Source organism: Sporosarcina sp. FSL W7-1349, from assembly GCF_038003045.1.
Taxonomy (GTDB): Bacteria; Bacillota; Bacilli; order Bacillales_A; family Planococcaceae; genus Sporosarcina.
Map to the genome: position 1 here is coordinate 1,789,975 of NZ_JBBOOK010000001.1, position 16,722 is coordinate 1,806,696.

At 49.1% G+C, this 16,722-nt stretch carries 14 protein-coding genes; 1 reads left to right on the forward strand and 13 read right to left on the reverse strand.

Features of this window, described 5'->3' with window-relative positions:
- Positions 1–239: 239 nt before the first annotated feature.
- On the forward strand, positions 240–1,001 hold the full coding sequence (gene fabG / locus MKY41_RS08875; protein WP_340744678.1) for a 3-oxoacyl-ACP reductase FabG: 762 nt from the start codon (positions 240–242) through the stop codon (positions 999–1,001).
- Between the two features lie 99 nt (positions 1,002–1,100).
- On the opposite strand, the gene MKY41_RS08880 is transcribed toward fabG, so the two are convergent.
- From MKY41_RS08880 to hpf, 13 genes are all read right to left on the reverse strand, one after another.
- Positions 1,101–1,364: a CsbA family protein gene (locus MKY41_RS08880; RefSeq protein ID WP_340744679.1), complete on the reverse strand. Its 264-nt coding sequence runs from the start codon at positions 1,362–1,364 to the stop codon at positions 1,101–1,103.
- Positions 1,365–1,396: 32 nt separating this feature from the next.
- Positions 1,397–2,566, reverse strand: a complete 1,170-nt coding sequence (locus tag MKY41_RS08885) for a PDZ domain-containing protein (protein WP_340744680.1) — start codon at positions 2,564–2,566, stop codon at positions 1,397–1,399.
- A gap of 418 nt (positions 2,567–2,984) precedes the next feature.
- Positions 2,985–4,424 carry a S41 family peptidase gene (locus MKY41_RS08890; protein ID WP_340744681.1) on the reverse strand — a complete coding sequence of 480 codons (1,440 nt, stop codon included), beginning with the start codon at positions 4,422–4,424 and terminating at the stop codon, positions 2,985–2,987.
- Between the two features lie 71 nt (positions 4,425–4,495).
- Entirely contained in the window at positions 4,496–5,080 is a 585-nt protein-coding gene (locus MKY41_RS08895; protein WP_340744682.1) for a peroxiredoxin family protein, read from the reverse strand.
- On the reverse strand, positions 5,077–5,706 hold the full coding sequence (locus tag MKY41_RS08900; RefSeq protein WP_340744683.1) for a hypothetical protein: 630 nt from the start codon (positions 5,704–5,706) through the stop codon (positions 5,077–5,079). Before MKY41_RS08900 ends, MKY41_RS08895 begins: the two co-directional genes overlap by 4 nt.
- Positions 5,707–6,104: 398 nt before the next feature.
- Positions 6,105–7,406, reverse strand: coding sequence for a murein hydrolase activator EnvC family protein (locus MKY41_RS08905; protein WP_340744684.1), 1,302 nt, complete (start codon positions 7,404–7,406; stop codon positions 6,105–6,107).
- Between the two features lie 34 nt (positions 7,407–7,440).
- Complete coding sequence (ftsX, locus tag MKY41_RS08910; RefSeq protein WP_340744685.1) at positions 7,441–8,325, reverse strand: permease-like cell division protein FtsX; 885 nt, start codon at positions 8,323–8,325, stop codon at positions 7,441–7,443.
- Entirely contained in the window at positions 8,315–9,001 is a 687-nt protein-coding gene (gene ftsE / locus MKY41_RS08915) for a cell division ATP-binding protein FtsE (RefSeq protein ID WP_340744686.1), read from the reverse strand. The genes ftsX and ftsE overlap by 11 nt, the downstream gene beginning before the upstream one ends.
- Positions 9,002–9,850: 849 nt before the next feature.
- Complete coding sequence (ltrA, locus tag MKY41_RS08920) at positions 9,851–11,137, reverse strand: group II intron reverse transcriptase/maturase (RefSeq protein ID WP_340745601.1); 1,287 nt, start codon at positions 11,135–11,137, stop codon at positions 9,851–9,853.
- 579 nt (positions 11,138–11,716) lie between these two features.
- Positions 11,717–12,070 carry a cytochrome c551 gene (cccB, locus tag MKY41_RS08925; RefSeq protein ID WP_340744687.1) on the reverse strand — a complete coding sequence of 118 codons (354 nt, stop codon included), beginning with the start codon at positions 12,068–12,070 and terminating at the stop codon, positions 11,717–11,719.
- 214 nt (positions 12,071–12,284) lie between these two features.
- Positions 12,285–13,386 (reverse strand): peptide chain release factor 2 gene (gene prfB / locus MKY41_RS08930; protein WP_340745668.1). Its coding sequence is split into 2 segments (ribosomal slippage): positions 12,285–13,313 and positions 13,315–13,386, totalling 1,101 coding nucleotides; the frame shifts between segments, so codons are not numbered across the junction.
- Positions 13,387–13,424: 38 nt separating this feature from the next.
- Positions 13,425–15,932, reverse strand: coding sequence for a preprotein translocase subunit SecA (gene secA, locus MKY41_RS08935; RefSeq protein WP_340744688.1), 2,508 nt, complete (start codon positions 15,930–15,932; stop codon positions 13,425–13,427).
- A gap of 173 nt (positions 15,933–16,105) precedes the next feature.
- On the reverse strand, positions 16,106–16,672 hold the full coding sequence (gene hpf, locus MKY41_RS08940; RefSeq protein WP_340744689.1) for a ribosome hibernation-promoting factor, HPF/YfiA family: 567 nt from the start codon (positions 16,670–16,672) through the stop codon (positions 16,106–16,108).
- Between the last annotated feature and the right edge of the window lie 50 nt (positions 16,673–16,722).

A 16,722-nucleotide genomic window follows, 5' to 3' on the forward strand; every position in this document is an offset into this window, starting at 1 on the left:
TAATTTGTCGAAGATTGGCAATGGTTCTCCTATCTATAATACTAATATTGTGAGGTTTCCCAATCATCTATCATTAAATTCAATTAATCTGAATAGTATGATACAACCGTTGACTCCACACCTCAAGAATGATAGCATGTAATAAATCAACAAGATCCAACAACATTATGTGGTTTGTTAAATGAATCTTATGCTTTCTTTATTCCAAAAAATGCAATAGTAGGAGGAGTGTTGAACAGATGAGACAATTTGAAGGGAAAACGGTAGTGGTGACAGGCGGCAGTAAGGGGATTGGAAAAGGGATTGCAAAGGTCTTCTCACAATTGGGAGCCAATGTAGCGATTCTTGCACGACATGAGGACGAGGCATCAAAAGTCGCGGAGGAATTACAAGGCGAACAGAATAATGTAAGGGCTTACAAGTCTGATGTGACTTCACTGGAGACGCTGGAAACAGCCGCAAAGGCCATTGCCGAGGATTTCGGTAGTGTGGATATAGTTTGCGCGAATGCAGGAATTTTCCCATCAGCCACCATGGAAGAGATGACAGAGGAGCAATGGGATTATGTGCAAAATGTGAATTCGAAAGGCACCTTTTTCACAGTGAAAGCATTCCTCCCGTATGTGAAGAATGCGGAATACGGCCGTTTCATCGTCACATCTTCCATTACCGGTCCCATTACAGGATACGCCGGATGGTCGCATTACGGGGCAAGTAAGGCGGCACAGCTCGGCTTCATGCGGACGGCGGCACTTGAACTCGCGAAGGACAATATTACGATCAATGCTGTCTCGCCTGGAAACATTTTCACTGAAGGACTAGATGGTATGGGGGATGACTACTTAAAAGCGATGGCCGCAGCCATTCCGTTCAAACGATTGGGGACCGTCGAAGATATCGGATATGCAGCAGCGTTCTTCGCTTCCAAAGAGGCAGGCTTCGTAACCGGACAGACCTTGGTCGTCGATGGCGGACAAATTTTGCCGGAAAGTATTGAATGAAAAAACGATAAAGACCACTTCCTGACTTGTCAGGCGGTGGTCTTTACATGTCAAAGGCTATTCATATTTCCCCGATGTGCCTTCCCAAAAAGCCGGAAGTCATACGTCAATCTCATTTTCTTCCCCATGGCGTCTCGCTTTTTTCACCATCCGGGTCGCATACCAGAAGCCGACCGTCAACGACAGCGCATCGGCGACATAGAGCAGCCAATTATGAGTATATCCCGCATACACCGAGGCGGCGATGAGCGCAATCGTCAGGATGAGCCCGACAACATGATGGAACGTGACACGCGTGAAAAAGACGACGAGCAGCCCCGGCAGCAAAATGGCCAAAAACAATTTCGTTTCAAATGAATCCATTGCACCCATTCCTTCCTGCTCGGCAGTGCCCCTTATCGGACGACCAGTACGCCAAGGCGATGATGGTCATAGCGGTACAGGACTTGCTGCATGAGCCGCACTTCCCCATCCCGGTCAATCACTTGTAGCCGGCAATGCGCGGCATTGATTTGAATCGCATCATACAACTCTTTTTCATTGCTTACCGGGACGCCGTTCACCGCCCGGATGCACTCTCCTGGGGCCAAGCCCATCTTTTCACCTGGGGAATCCGGCAATACGCCCGCGATGACGACACCGGCCGACCGAGGCGCCGCCACATAGCGGCCCCGCCGCTCCCGGACCGCTACAAGGATCGACAGGAAGGCACGGCAGATGACACCAATAGCAAGCCCAGTCCAGCCGAGGATCGGCATCCATATCGCTGAAATCCCGATGAGCACAACCGCGAAGCCAGTCCAAGATACCGCCTGTCCCATTTTGGGAAACAGAGCATCCGGGAAGACTGAACGGGCCACTTGAGAAAAGCCGATCACGACTGGGACAGGGATGAAGCTGAAAGCCCTCTCGCCGAGCGTAAATTGCGGCCAATATGGAAGGTAAGCCGAAATCATATCCCCCGGAACGAGGAACAGGACAGGCAACAACCAAATCCGCTTCGCTTGAAAAACCGCCGCGTGAAGCCCGCGATCTGTCTCTTTTAAATAGGGCGATGCATAGCGGGTGGTGTGGCGACTAATAAGGAAACCTTCCACGATAAGGAACAAGCCGGCCAGCACCGGGACTGTCACGGTCAAGTCCCCCGACCAATCGACAGCAGCCGGCGTCCAGCCCCGGTACGTGAAATCCCCTGAGAATCGCTGTAGCAGGAGCAGCCCAACCGTCGCCACTCCTGCGAAGTAAACCGGCGATGTCCATTTAAAGAAGAATGTGAGAATGGCCACGAGCGCGGTTGCCGAGAAAAGGACCAGCCAACCAGGGTCCACCACCAGTCCCGCTCCGCAAATCAGCAAGGACAACAGCAACGCATACCCGAGCGATTCGGGTACAAGCCGCTTCAACTCCGTCCACCCTGGCAACAAACGCACCCGGAAACTCCGCCGCTCCCGCTTCACCCGAAAATACCCGACCGCCACCGCGATGAGCAGCGTGGCCAGAAATACAGGATTCAAGAAAAACAGCGCCACGGCCTGCAATACATCCATCATGATTTTCTCCGACATCAACCGCCACCACCCTATTCCGCAATCTAGTTTCCCTCCATTGTATCAAAAGAACCCGACTTCATGTGAATCTGAAAAAAGATTTTTGAAGAATGGGTAAATTTGGAGGGGAGAATGGTCCGGGAAACAGGACTATTGGGTTCGGTGGAAACTCTCATGGCTCGGGCAAACTGTGAGGGCAATTTTATCAACTGTAAGGGCAATCCAACAAACTCTAAGGGCCCGAGCGGAAACTCTCATGGCCCGAGAAAACTGTGAGGGCAATTCTAGCAACTGTAAGGGCAATCCAACAAACTCTAAGGGCCCCGGCGGAAACTCTCATGGCCCAGCCAAACTGTCAAGGCCCCAACGCCAACTATCCCACCCTCCCAAAAACTCCAAACAAAAACCCGGCAAGCCGCCGGGCATCGATTTTCGTTCATCTACCTGTAATCTTATGATGCATATATCCGATAGCCATTTGCAATTGGCTATCGTTCTTACTATCTTTCCGGTACGCTTCCACCTGTTCACGCAAGGCGGTGAAGAAAACGCGATCCATCGCGTCTCCCGCGTCCACTTCGGCATCGATCCGGAACGCATGGACGGCTTCGGCAGTGGACTCGTCGAAATAACCATCATCCCGACCCGTGCTATAACCCAATCCCGTCAACAACCGCTGGGCGTAAGCAATGTCGTCGTGGAAATCCCCTTCCGCATAAATCTCCGCCACCATCCGGATATGCTCCTCAAACAGATAATTCTGCTCCACTTTCAAATCGGCCTCGACTCCCTTGCCGTGGATCCATTGCTCTTTCGGTGTCAACCATTTATGAGTCGATAACTTCATTTCCCCGCCATTGGACAGGTCCATCGTCTCTTGTACAGTCCCTTTTCCGAAACTTGTCGTCCCGGCGATGAACCCCCGTTTCAAGTCCTTCATTGCCCCACTTAGAACCTCACTAGCAGAAGCGCTTCCTTCATTTTGTAAGATGACAATCGGCATCGTTTTCAACTTCTCATCGAATGCCAAGCCTTCTGCCGGCTCGGTCACTAGCGGTGTCAGTGCCCCTTTAGCATCCTGCATGAAAGCGAAAACCGTATCATTTTGCAATAAACTCCCCGCAATGTTGCCGACGCTATGCAAATAGCCCCCTGGATTCCCGCGCACATCGATCACAAGGCCTTCCGCCCCTTCCTTCAAAATCCGAGCGGTCTCCTCCTGCCATTCCTTCGCCGTCTCCTCGCCGAATGTCGTAATCGATATGTAACCGATCTTCTCACCGCGTTCCTCTAACAGCTTTGCGGACACCGTCTTCACTGGAATGATATCCCGAGTGACTGTCACTTCCAAATGTTTTTCCAAATCCGGGCGGAAAATCGTCATCGACACATTCGTCCCTTTTTTGCCGCGGATCCGCTTTACGACATCCCGCAACGTATCGCCGTCCAACCGTTCGCCATCGATCCGGACGATTTCATCATAAGGACGCAACCCCGCCTTTTCCGCAGGCGAAGATTTGATCGGTGCCACGATGATAAATTTTCCATTGGACCGGGTAAGTTCCGCCCCTATACCGACCCGTTCGCTGGCCAACGATTCCTTATGAGCCGCCGCTTCCTCTTTTGATAAATACGTCGAATAGGGATCCCCAATGACATCCGCCATGCCGCGCAAGGCCCCTTCGACGAGCATGTCCCCCTCGACCGGATACACGCCCTTCTTTTTGATGACCTCAAACGCTTCATCGATGACACTGAACGAACTTTTCGATATCGTCTCCTTTTCCGCTTTGCCCGTGCAGCCATCCAGCACAAGCAAACTAGCCGTCACGATCAACGCTAACGCGGCAAATAAAAGAAACCGGCTCCTACGCATTCACAACGCCACCTCCTCCGTTCACTATATGAACCAAGGACAGACATTACGACCGAAGAAGCCGGCTTTTTTCAATTCATTCCTTGTATAATGCCCTTCAACATTTTCTCATCCAAGGCACCGACATGCCGGTGGGCGATCACCCCGTCGGTCCCGATGAAGTAGGTGGTCGGGATGATCATCACTTGATACTGTTGAAGTAATGCTCCAGTTTTATCCAATGGAATCGGGAAGGTCAGGCCGTACGCCTCCACAAATTGCTCGACCGCAGGAAGCCCTTTCTTTTCCCCTGACGTCAAGTTAACCGCCAAGATTTCCACATTATCTTTGTCCGCACTTTTTTTATAATACTTCTGCATATGCGGCATCTCCGCCTTGCACGGCGGGCACCAAGATCCCCAGAAATTCAAGACGACCTTCGTCCCTTTCATCTCGGATAACCGGACCGTCTCGCCCTCCAATGTTGTCAACTCAAAATCCGGCGGTACCTCCCCTTTTTTCAACCCGGGCAGGGAATCCATCGCCTCAATCGCCGCCTGATCATCTGCCGACAAAACAATCGGCTCCGGCTTATCCAATTTTGTCTTCACCATCATGACTACCATCGCGCCAATGACCAAAGCAGCGACGATATAGCCAATCGTTTTCTTGTTCACGCAATTTCCCCCGATCTTGAAACTATCTGAAATAAAACCCCGAACGCCAAACTAACCACGATTGTCACGGCGATCGGAATGCCCAGCCATCCTTCCGGCTGAAACGACGCACCAAATACATGGACCGCCGCGGCTAACCAGATCCAAGAACCTGCAGATAAATCCGCCTGTTTTAACCAATATACGACGAGGAACGAAGTGAAAATGACAACCGTCGCCCAACTTCCAAGTGGATCACCAGGGTTCAAAACCGCCATCGCCAATTGAAAAACGGTCAGCGCCACAATCCAAGCGGTCACCAGCGACGCCGAACCGATTCGGTTTTTCATTCGCTCCCAAAAAAGTTTCACGATGACAGCTGCCAACCCTAAGAAAAACCCGACCACCCCCCCGTGGAAATAAAGGATGGAAAGCGGAGCCGACATGACTGATTTGAAATCCGTCAACACAACGGAAAGTTTCCAAACGATGACCAGCCAAAAGAAAGAATCCGCGACAAGATCCGCCTCTTCCTTCTGGTACAAAACCCGAACCGCAACATAGGAAAGGAGAAAAGCAAGCAAAAGCGCCAGCCACGTAGAAGGCACCGTCACACTCCAGATAATGAACCATTTCGTAACCGACATCCTTCACAACTCCCTTCCGCTTCATATACCCTATATCGTATCGAAAGCGGGAATGAAAATCGATTGTTTTGCTCAATTTAATACGCTATTCAAGCTGCAGTGGAAATACTGGATTTAGGATTGGGTAATCCGAGGTATCGGGAACGGAAATGCCTGGCATTCGTTGACTGCTTTACCCGAGTTTACGGGACAACCATGCAGCTTGGTTGGACATCTCCCGCAATTAGTTGGACAACTACAAGAGATCGTTAGAAACCTCGTTCTTCGTTGAACGCCCTTCCTCGTTCGTTAGACAACCTCGCAAATTGATTGGGCATCTCCCATGATTGATTGAACAATTATACCAATCTTCTAAAACCAAAAAATCCGCCCCCTAGTAGAGGCGGATCGAGTTTCAATTAAAACGGTACATAGCGGAGCGGGTTGACGGCGCTTGGGCCGCTTGCCGACCAGTTGCCGATGTGGAATTCAAAATGGAGATGCGGACCTGTGGAACCGCCTGTATTCCCCATTGCTGCGATATACTGGCCTTTCTCGACATGTTGGCCACTGCTCACGCCAATGCTTGACAAGTGGGCGTATAACGTAGTGTAAATCTGACCATCTACCGAGTGGGTGATCATGATGACATTCCCGTAAGTCCCCATCGTGCCCGCATAGGAGACGACTCCGTCACCTGCGGCTACTACTGGCGTTCCGACCGAGTTGGCCAAGTCGGCCCCCCGATGTTGACGTTTCGTTCCGCTGATCGGATGAGTCCGCCAACCGAAGGAAGAGGTGAATCTTCCAGTGGATGGCTTCGTCCACGTTCCGCTAGAAACTGCAGGAGGTGGTGTATAACTTCCTCCGCCCCCACTATTTTGCTGGGCTGCTGCTTCTCTCCGTTTGCGCTCCTCTTCGGCTTTCCGCGCAATTTCGGCAAGGCGTTTCTGCTCAGCGACAATCTTCTGTTCCACTTCTTTGCTCACTTCATGAGTTTCATGAAGCTCACTTTCCAGTTGGCCTTTTTCATTCTCCAACTTCTCCTGCTCTTTTTCGAGCTGGTCAATCAATTTGTTTTTCTGCGATTTCTGTGATTGCAAAGAAGCTCTCATTTCTTCCAGCTTCTTTTTATTCGCTACCTGCTCAGCGAGCTTCTGTTCTACAAGCGCTTTTTCCTTCTCTAGCTGCGCGATGTCCTCGGCTTGCTGTTCCATAATTTTGCGGTCCGCGTCCATCAATGTATTGACTGCGGAAAAACGATCGATGAAATCTGCGAAACTATTTGCTCCGAGAAGCACGTCGATATAGTTGACGGAGTTCCCTTTCACCTGCATCGCGCGAACCCGTTCCCGAAGAACGACATCCCGTTCCGCTATTTTCTTTTCCAAATCCTCGATGGAAAGGCGAAGGGCATCAATTTCTTCTTTCGTGACCCGAATCAATTCTTTTACTCTTGCAATGTTTTGATTCGTTTCCGATATCTCGCCATTCAGTTTCGTGATTTGATCCAGGATTTTTTCGATCGTCGTCTTTTTCTCGGCGATTTCTTTCTTTTTCGTGTTGATGTTGCTATTTATTTGGTTCTGTTTTTGTTCGAGTTGCTTCTGCTCTTTTTTCAGGTCGTTCAACGTATTGGCCAAAGCGCCCGTCCCACCTAATAGGGTGGATAATAGAAAGACCGCGATCACGCTTGAGAGTAACAGCTTGTACTTTTTCAACTTCCCAGTTCCCCTTTCAGCATCTCTTTCAGGCTTAGACTTTAAGAAACTTACGGACTGACATGAAACTTCCCCACGCGCCGATAAAGACACCCATGAACAGGATAAGCCCGTTCAATTGGAAGATGAACGGTGTCACATGAAGCAGTTGAAACAGCTCATCTTGCAGTTTAGGTGACCAGTTTTCATATAGTTTGTAATAGGCGATCGATATGACGACCATCGGGATGATCGAGCCCAAAACTCCGAGCCAAATCCCTTCCAATAGGAACGGGATACGTACGAAATTATTGGTCGCGCCGACAAGTTTCATGATTTCAATTTCTTTCCCTCTTGCAACAATCGTGATGCGGATCGTGTTGGAAATTAAGAACATGGCGGTGAATAGAAGGGCTAATATGAGGACCAATCCTACATTACGGCTCGTATTCAACACTCTGAACAGCTTTTCGACTTTGCCTTCCCCATACACGACTTCGTAAGTGTAATCATATGTATCGATTTTCTTTGCGATAGCCGCTGTCGCATGCGGATCTTCCGCTTTTACATAAAGCGCGTCTCCAAGCGGGTTATTCTGTTTATATAAACTTAATTCATCCCCAAACGAGAGGATCATCTTCTCCAGTTCTTCATCTCGGGATGAATAAACGACATCCAGCACACCGTCCGTACTCCGGACCTTTTCTTCCAACTCCTTAACAGATTCAGTGTCAGCCGCAGGATCGGCAATGACTTTGATTTCCACATCGCTTTCGATATTGTCCGCGAGCTGGTTCAAGTTCATCATGATGACAATGAACACCCCGACTAACAGCAGGGTGACAGTGACGGAGCTGACAGAAGCGAAGGTCATCCAGCTATTCCGGCCCAAGCTCTTCATACTTTCTCGAAAATGTCTTCCGATTGTTCTAGCTTTCATAGCCGTAGTCACCTCCGTACTCGTCCCGAGTGATCAGTCCGCCTTCTACGGCAATGACCCGGTGACGCAACGTATTGACGATTTCCCTGTTATGGGTGGCCATGACAATTGTCGTTCCACGCGCATTAATCTCTTCAAAAATCTTCATAATCTCCCATGATGTTTCAGGATCCAAGTTTCCGGTCGGTTCATCGGCAATTACCACTTTCGGGACATTGACGATAGATCGGGCAATTGAAACCCGTTGCTGCTCCCCGCCCGACAACTCGTTCGGGAACATGCGCGCTTTCTGTGTCAGGCCGACCAAGCCGAGCACGTCATTCACTTTCGTCCGGATGTTGTCCACTGGTTCTTCAATCACTTCAAGGGCAAACGCCACATTCTCGTAAACATTCAATTTCGGTAATAGTTTAAAATCTTGGAACACGACACCGATCTGCCTGCGCAGAAACGGAACGCGCTTATTCCGCAAGGTGGCAAGATTGATGCCGTTGATCAGAATTTCACCACTTGTCGGAACCTCTTCGCGGTACATCATTTTGATGAACGTCGACTTCCCAGCACCGCTCGGACCGACGACATAGACAAACTCGCCCCGCTCAATTTCGACATTGATGCCATTTGCTGCGACGACACCATTCGGGTATTTCTTGTAAACATCTTTCATAACAATCATGTTTGAAACCACCTGATTCGTAATCCTTTTTTTGACTCAACATGCCCATTATAGCACGATTCGCCAACAGGTAAGTATTACAGATATATTTCATTTGAAACCGACAGCATTCGTTGTCACGAAAACAACACAGTACCAACTTACCAACCCCGGACCATGACAGAAATCCTATGCTATTTTTCAGTTCGATGTCGATTTTTGATAATATCTTGAATAGAAAATATTGAATGAAAAAATTATAGGTGATTTTGTGGAATAAAGTGTCGTATGGCTTATGGGGAAATTTCAATTGATGGAAGGTAGTGGAGGCGTGGGATCAGCACTTGTCACGAATTATCGTCGTTGGACGCGAGGTATCGGCCTTTGCCACGAATTATCAGCGGTGAACGCAAAGTATCAGCGCCTTGTATAAGTTATCAGCACTTCGCGTAAAGCATCAGCACTTGACACATGTTATCAGCGCTTCGTACGAAATAAGCACTCGACACATGTTATCAGCGCTTCGCATGAAGTATCGGCACTTGGCACAGGGTATCAGCACTTGGCACGAAGTAACAGCACTCCGCACGGATTATCGGCACTTGACGTAAGGTATCAGCCCTGGTTTTGATCACGGAACCCCAAGTTATGAGCGCGGAGCCATGGAGTATGAGCGCAGTTCCGAAATTATAAGCGCAGAACGTAGATGTATGAGCACGACACCATGAGATATAAGCGCGGAATGTAGATATATGAGCGCTAAACACAGATAAATAAGCGCCAAACACAAGTTATGAGCAATCGAGTAGGAGGGAGTGATTAGCTCCCGACCTCTCACACCACCGTACGTACGGTTCCGTATACGGCGGTTCAATAACTTAAGTATCGACGCTCATACAAGTGATTCAGGTCTTTCAGACCCCACTTGGTGAGCGTTTCTGCTTTGATTGCTTTATGTAGAGTTTCGCTTTTGGAGACTCTCCAATATCCCTTTCGGGAATTTGATACTTTCCAAGCTTCTTCATGTAAAATTCCCAGCCTTCGTAACTGACGGTATTTTGTCCATATCTTCTTCCAACGTTTCCATATCAGTTGACGTAACCGATGGTTCAGCCATTGTGCCATGGATTTGATAAAACTTTTCATAAAGCCAATTCCATAGTAGTTTATCCAACCTATTGTCACTTGGTTGATTTCTTTGGCAATCTCGTCAAAGCGGCCCGGGCGATTCCGTTTGGTGATTTTCTTTAATTTTGATTTGAATCGACTTTTTGCGGAGTGATGTGGTCTACAACCCACACCTTTAGATGTGGAATGGAGGCAGAAACCGAGGAACTTGAGTTTGACCGGAGAACCCACCTTGCTCTTTTCTTGGTTCACTGTCAGCTTCAAATCATGTTCAAGGAACTTTGTAATGCTTTCCAAAACACGTTCCCCTGCTCGCCTGCTTTTCACGTATATGCAGAAATCATCCGCAAATCGTACGAATTTATGCCCCCGTCTTTCAAGTTCCCTATCTAATTGATTCAAATAGACATTGCTAAGAATCGGGGAGAGTACGCCACCTTGCGGAGCACCTTCTTCTGTTGGACTGATAAGTCCATCTTCAAGGATGCCACTCTTTAGAAACTTCCATATCAACTTTAGGACAATCTTGTCGTTTATGAACTCTTTTAGATATTCCATCAGCTTCTGATGATTAATGGTGTCGAAGTAGCTTTTTAAATCACAATCGACTACCACTCTATAACCTTGTTCATAATATGTGATGGATTGCTTAATGGCTTGATGCTGATTCCGTTTTGGACGAAAACCATAGCTCCTCTCCGAAAAATGAGGGTCAATGATTTTACCAATCACCTGATAGATGGCTTGTTGAACCATTCGATCCCGTACACACGGTATGCCGAGTTTTCGCATTGACCCATCTAACTTTGGAATTTCAACACGTTTTACTGGCAGTGGTTCGTACGAACCGTCTTTCAGCTTTCTAATAAGTTGGGTTCGGTATTTGGCTACATGACCTAAAAGTTCATCTACTGTCATTTCATCGACACCCGGCGCCCCTTTATTTGCCTTCACTTTCTTACAAGCGTTAAAGAGGTTGTTGATGTCGACTACTTTATCAATCAAATCGATACCATCCTGTCGCTCCATTTCTGTAAAGACAGGACTGCACGCTCCCGCATATTCTTCGGTTTCCAACCTATCCCTTTGCGGCCAGCCATCTGCCGATGTTTTCTGTGGTCTTTGCACTGTCTTTACCTCCATTTCATTTCAGGATTATTATTGTTCAGCCCTTCGTCCTTATGGACTACTATGGCTTCTGCTGACTTCTTACAGTTCAACCTGCCATCACTGACCGGTTTGTTCCTGTGGGATATTCCATCCCTCTTGTCGGGAACCCCTGTAAGACCTCCCCGGGTAAGAGCTATAACCTTCCTCCCATGTAACCGCTGCATTTACTGTATGGAACTCGGGCAGTATTGGACTTTGTTTTGTACGGCAAACTCGTCCGTTCCAATTCAGCCTCATATGCAGTTTCTGTCCGTCGGTTCGGGATTTTGCCGCCGGCTTCCTTCAGATTCCACCTCACGGTGGACACCCTTGCCTTAAGCTAACAGTTCCTACTGCCAAGCCTGTAGTGGACTTTCACCACCAAGTTATAGCCCATGCCGGGCACACCGAAAAAACCGCAATCAGCCGAAGCCGATTGCGGGTAGGGGATCACATGTATTATTTCTTCTCAGAAAGCCATTTCGCTACAGCATCCGCTTCTTCACCTTGAAGAAGACCAGGAGGCATGTTGCCTTTACCTTCCAGAATGATTGTGTGGATTTCTTCTTCGGATAGACGGGAACCTACATCACTCAACTTCGGTCCGCTCGCACCTTCCAAGTTACCGCCATGGCAGCCGATACAGCTTTTGCTGTAAAGAGCCTCAGCGTCGGCCGAAGCGGTTTCGCCGCCACCGGACGTACCTGTGTTTGCATCATTGTTCGTGTCACCTGCGTTGTCATCGTTGCCGCCGCCACATGCCCCAAGGACAAGTCCAGCGCCGAGCATCATTGCTAACAGCTTTTTCTTCATGTTGTGACCTCCTATTGTGAAATAATGTGCTACAACCTTAAGTATACCAAAACCCACCATCGATTCCCGTCGGCCGACCGTCCGAATTTTATCAAATCCATGACAAACGAGAATGACTTTCGGTTTCGGCAAAGTCCTTTCCACTTCACTATTCCCCACTTTCCGCAAGTTAACCGCGGAAAATGAAAAAAGCGCACCGAAGTGCACTTTTTCATCAAGAAATTCTGGAACGCAAATATGCATTAATAAATAAATCGATTTCTCCATCCATGACCGCGCCGACGTTTCCGGTTTCGGCGTTGGTCCGATGGTCTTTTACCATGGAATAAGGATGGAATACGTAGGAACGGATCTGGCTGCCCCAGCCGATTTCTTTTTGGTCGCCCCGGATTTCAAGCAACCGCGCTTCCTCTTCTTCCAATTTGATCTGATAAATTTTCGCTTTCAATAAATTCAACGCGCGTTCCCGGTTTTTGATTTGCGAACGTTCGGTTTGACACGTCACAATCGCCCCTGTCGGAATATGCGTCATCCGCACCGCGGAATCTGTCGTGTTGACGTGCTGTCCGCCTGCGCCGCTGGAACGGTATGTGTCGATCTTGACATCTTCCATTTTGATTTCCACATCGATGTCACCATCGAATTCCGGCATGACTTCAATCGATGAAAACGACGTATGGCGTCGGCCCGACGAGTCGAACGGGGAAATCCGCACGAGCCGGTGAACGCCTTTTTCCGCTTTCAAATAGCCGTACGCATTATGCCCTTTGATGGACAATGTGACGGATTTGACTCCTGCTTCGTCGCCCGCTTGGTAATCAAGTGTCTCGACCTTGAAGCCTTGGTCTTCCGCCCAGCGTGTGTACATCCGCAGCAGCATGGACGCCCAGTCCTGCGACTCCGTACCGCCCGCACCGGAATGGATTTCAAGCACCGCGTTGTTTTTATCGTATTCATCGCTCAAAAGCATTTGCAGCTCGAACGCTTCGACCTTCGTTTTGAACTCCTTTAATTCCGTCCCGAGTTCTTCTTGGAGATCGGCGTCGAATTCCTCTTTCAGCAATTCGAGCGTCATTTCCAAGTTTTCCTGTTCGTCATTCAATTCATTAAAATCGCCGACGATATCTTTCAAGCCATTCGACTCGGAGATGACTTTCTGCGCCGCGTCCTGGTCATCCCAGAATCCCGGCTCCAGCATTACCTCGTCGAGCTCCTGGATACGTGCCTCTTTGTTTTCTAAGTCAAAGAGACCCCCTGAAGTCCGCTAATTTCTTAGCTGTTTTGTCTAACTCGTTTCGTACATCGGATAATTCAATCATTACAGTTTCCTCCTGAAATTGGGTTGCCCGGCCGCTTACGCTTTGCCGTGGCAGTTTTTATATTTCTTCCCGCTGCCGCATGGGCATGGATCATTTCGTCCGATGTTCACCGCACGCCGTACCGGTTTCTTCTTCACTTGCTCGCCGTCCTCTTTCGGGTTGACGGCCTGCCCTTTTGCGACTTCCTCGCGTTCCAGGTTATTGCGGATTTCCGCTTTCATGACATATTTCGCCGCGTCAGCTTCGATCGCAGATACCATTTCTTCGAACATTGCAAACCCTTCCGATTGATATTCACGGAGCGGATCAGTCTGACCATAGGCGCGTAAATGGATCCCGCCGCGCAACTGTTCCATCGCGTCGATGTGGTCCATCCATTTTGTATCGATGGCGCGTAGCAGAACGACTTTCTCGAATTCGCGCATGCGCTCTTCCGACATTTCTGCTTCCTTCTCATCGTAACGCTCTGTCACGGCATCTATGATCAGTTGCTTCAACTCTTCAGCCGATTTCCCTTCCATATCGGCCTTTGTCAAACGGCCTTCCGGTAGAAGATTCGCACCTAGATAGTCTTCCAAACCTTTCAAATTCCAATCTTCCGGCTTCTCTTCGGTCGTATGGATTGCTACCGCATTGTCGATGACATTCGCCAACATCTGCTCAAGCACACCGCGGATATTGTCGGATTCGAGGATTTCATTCCGCTCCTTATAAATGATTTCCCGTTGTTGACGCAGGACATCATCGTATTGAAGGAGACGCTTCCGCGCATCGAAGTTATTCCCCTCTACCCGTTTCTGTGCCGATTCAACCGATCTCGACACCATTCGAGACTGGATTGGGGTCGTATCGTCCATTCCGAGTTTTGTCATCATGTTTTTCATTTGATCCGAACCGAAACGGCGCATCAATTCGTCTTCCAATGATAGATAGAACTGCGTGATCCCCGGATCCCCTTGACGCCCGGAACGTCCACGAAGCTGGTTGTCGATCCGGCGCGACTCATGTCGCTCCGTGCCGATGACCGCCAGACCGCCAAGTTCCTGAACACCGTCGCCGAGCTTGATGTCTGTCCCCCGGCCCGCCATGTTCGTCGCGATCGTCACGGCGCCCGGTTGCCCGGCTTCCAGGATGATTTCCGCTTCCCGACCGTGGTTTTTCGCGTTCAATACATTATGCTTCACGCCGAATTTCGTCAAGTATTTTGAAATGATTTCGGACGTCTCGATCGCAACCGTCCCGACAAGAACCGGCTGGCCTTTCTCATGCCGCTCCTTGATATCATGCGCGACCGCCTTGAACTTTCCGTCCATCGTCGCGTAAATCAAATCCGCCCGGTCATCCCGCGCAATCGGACGGTTCGTCGGAATCGCGATGACATTCATATTGTAAATATTCCGGAATTCTTCCTCTTCCGTCTTCGCCGTCCCGGTCATACCGGCCAGCTTTTCATACATCCGGAAGAAGTTCTGGAACGTGATCGTTGCAAGCGTCATCGACTCATTCTGAACTTCCAAGCCTTCTTTCGCCTCAATCGCCTGGTGCAAACCGTCACTGTAACGGCGGCCTTTCATCAGACGTCCTGTAAATGAATCGACGATGACGACTTCGCCCTCTTCGACGACGTAATCGACATCGATGTGCATACTCGCATGAGCTTTCAACGATTGACTGATCGCATGGTTCAGCGAAACATGCTGTAAATCGAAAAGGTTATCGATCGAAAACGCCTTCTCCGCCTTCTCGATGCCCGCCTCTGTCAACACGACGCCTTTTGTCGATTCATCGTAGGAATAATCCTCATCTTTTTTCAAGGAAATGACAAAACGGTTCGCCAACCGGTACAATTCCGCAGATTTCGCAGCCTGCCCGGAAATGATCAACGGCGTCCGCGCCTCGTCAATCAAAATCGAGTCGACTTCGTCAATAACAGCATAGAAAAGCGGTCGTTGCACTTTATGTTCACTGTACAGCACCATATTATCGCGCAAATAGTCGAAGCCGAGCTCGTTATTCGTACTATATGTGATATCTGCCGCATACGCTTCGCGTTTTTCCTCTTTCGACAGACTGTTCAAGTTCAAACCGACCGACAGCCCAAGAAACTCGTACAACTGTCCCATCTCCGTCGCATCCCGGCTCGCCAAGTATTCGTTCACCGTTACGACGTGGACCCCTTTGCCTGCTAGCGCATTCAAATAAACCGCAAGCGTCGACGTCAACGTCTTCCCTTCCCCGGTTTTCATCTCTGCGATATTGCCTTCATGCAAAGCCGCAGCCCCGATGAGCTGGACACGGAACGGATACATTCCAAGCACCCGCCGCGATGCCTCGCGGACGACCGCAAATGCTTCGACTTGGAGATTGTCGAGCGTTTCGCCTTTCGCTATCCGTTCTTTGAACTCCTCCGTCTTAGCCGTCAGCTGTTCATCTGACAAGCGCTCCATCTCCGTGGCGAGCGATTCAACCTGGTCCGCTACCTTATCCAGGCGTTTCAAATCCCGTTTATTCATATCAAACATTTTATTTAACACGCCAAGCATTTATAGGTCACATCCTCATTTAGTTCACCCTTCATTTTAACACTGCGAAAAGCCCCATGCAAATGAGAGCAGTCAAGAGGTAAGCGTGCCAGTCGTCACACACCGACACCGCCCCAATTCAAAACCAATCCCCCGGACAACCACACTGTCCGGGGGATTGCAAACACTGCTATTTAGTTGGTTTCAATCAAACCGTACTTGCCGTCTTTGCGTTTGTAGACGATGTTCGTCCCATCGGATTCTGCATCGGTGAAGATGAAGAAGTTGTGGCCGAGCATGTTCATTTGCAAAATCGCTTCTTCCTGGTCCATCGGTTTCAGATCGAATTGCTTCGTGCGGACGATCGGAAATTCTGCGTCCTCTTCTGCCTGCGCCGGAGCATCGTTCGATTTGTCATTGCTAACGGATGCAAAGAAAGCGGCGACGCCTTCGCGCTCGCGGAATTTGCGGTTGACTTTCGTTTTATATTTTCGGATTTGACGTTCGAGCTTGTCGACGATCAAGTCGATCGCCGCGTACATGTCGTCGTGACGTTCCTCTGCTCGGAGTGTCAAATTTTTCATCGGAATGGTAATTTCCACTTTAGTCTGTTTATCATTATACACTTTCAAATTAACATGGGCTGTTGCGTTCGCGCCTTCTGTGAAGTATCTTTCAAGCTTTTGGACCTTCTTCTCCACATGCTCGCGAATTGCTGGAGTCACCTCGATATTTTCACCGCGGATGTTAAAGTCTAGCATATGAACTCCTCCTTTATTTACCGATAATCTTTACTTCTACATGATACCCG